Source organism: Bradyrhizobium sp. 62, from assembly GCF_023073035.1.
Lineage (GTDB): Bacteria > Pseudomonadota > Alphaproteobacteria > Rhizobiales > Xanthobacteraceae > Bradyrhizobium.
The window spans coordinates 54401-55390 of the sequence record NZ_JADPIT010000016.1 but is presented as its reverse complement, the minus strand read 5'-3'; the positions used below and the strand labels follow the sequence as shown (position 1 = coordinate 55390).

Annotated in this window: 4 protein-coding genes; 1 reads left to right on the top strand and 3 read right to left on the bottom strand. The window is 60.6% G+C overall.

Translation table 11 applies throughout. The annotated features are described in order from the left end of the window. The 3 genes from IVB47_RS19185 to IVB47_RS19175 all read right to left on the bottom strand — a co-directional run. A partial coding sequence (locus IVB47_RS19185; protein WP_247464032.1) for a potassium-transporting ATPase subunit KdpA occupies positions 1 to 167 on the bottom strand: 167 nt, incomplete at its 3' end. Positions 168 to 198: 31 nt separating this feature from the next. After that, positions 199 to 288, bottom strand: a complete 90-nt coding sequence (locus tag IVB47_RS19180; protein ID WP_018454042.1) for a K(+)-transporting ATPase subunit F — start codon at positions 286 to 288, stop codon at positions 199 to 201. Positions 289 to 299: 11 nt separating this feature from the next. Beyond that, entirely contained in the window at positions 300 to 464 is a 165-nt protein-coding gene (locus IVB47_RS19175; protein ID WP_247463333.1) for a hypothetical protein, read from the bottom strand. Positions 465 to 703: 239 nt separating this feature from the next. Here IVB47_RS19175 and IVB47_RS19170 point away from each other — a divergent pair, with 239 nt between their 5' ends. Further along, complete coding sequence (locus IVB47_RS19170) at positions 704 to 847, top strand: hypothetical protein (RefSeq protein WP_247463331.1); 144 nt, start codon at positions 704 to 706, stop codon at positions 845 to 847. Positions 848 to 990 lie beyond the last annotated feature (143 nt).

The following is a 990-nucleotide window of genomic DNA, read 5'->3' as shown; positions in this document are numbered from 1 at the left end:
TCGACGCCGGAGAACCAGTAGATGCCGGCCTCGATCGGGCGCAACACCGGCGACGAGAACGTCCGCTCGCCATTGAACACGCGCGTCATGTACCAGCCGAGAGGCTTTGTGAGCGCGACGATAACGACGCAGAAGAGAATGATCTGGAGCCAACCGATCACAGTCATGGAATCAACCCTTCAGGCTTCAGGAGCACGGTCAGAATCGCTCGGGCCGCAGCAGCGCGTAAGTGAGGTAGAACAGCAGGCCAAGCGAGACGGCACCGGCGAGCGAATAATCGAAGATCATGGTCCGCTCCCTCAAAGCCGCTCGCAGACGTAGGTGTAGCCGATCGCAAGCGCGAAGAAGCCGAAGCCCAGCGCCAGCAGCAGAATGTCCATCATGGAATGCTCCTCGCTGCGCCCTATGTCGGGAGCAACACTTTGTCGGGACCCGGCGGAGCTCGTGGAGAGAAGCGAACGCATTTTCCACGGCGCCAATCGGGTCCTCTTGACCATGCTGAAGTGCCACCAGGGCCATAAGTTTTCGAGATAAGCGCGATGGCGAAGTTATAAGAATCTCATATAGCCGGAAGGAGTGGTGCGGAGCCTCGAGCACCAGCGCGCCCTGAACGGGCCGCAATTCAAATACGTTCCGCTCGACGCAAGCGCTTCGAGCGTGGCTCGCCTTTTGCAGGCGGACGAGCGGGTGCTTGGTGCATCCCGTGGAAAAACACCATCGCTATCTCATCAACGACAGCCGGACGCGAGGCTTCGGCCTCTACGACGGAGATGATTGGGCGGGCTACGTTTACGTCGATACCGGCAGCCATATCGGGCCGGTCGCGTCCTGCAGTCCAGCGCCGTAGCCATCGCCTTCAGGACTGCGCTACGCCTGGCCCTCGAGAGTGGCGCATCGCAAGTATCGGCATTTTTGCCGGGCGCGAGCGAAGCCGCCCTGACGACGGCGATCGAGCTCGGCATGCGGATTAAGTTCCGATGCTGCTGATGT

Excerpts from the sequence above, each read along its gene's own strand:
- IVB47_RS19180 (WP_018454042.1), bottom strand. The coding sequence starts at position 288 with ATGATCTTCGATTATTCGCTCGCCGGTGCCGTCTCGCTTGGCCTGCTG.
- IVB47_RS19175 (WP_247463333.1), bottom strand. The coding sequence starts at position 464 with ATGCGTTCGCTTCTCTCCACGAGCTCCGCCGGGTCCCGACAAAGTGTT.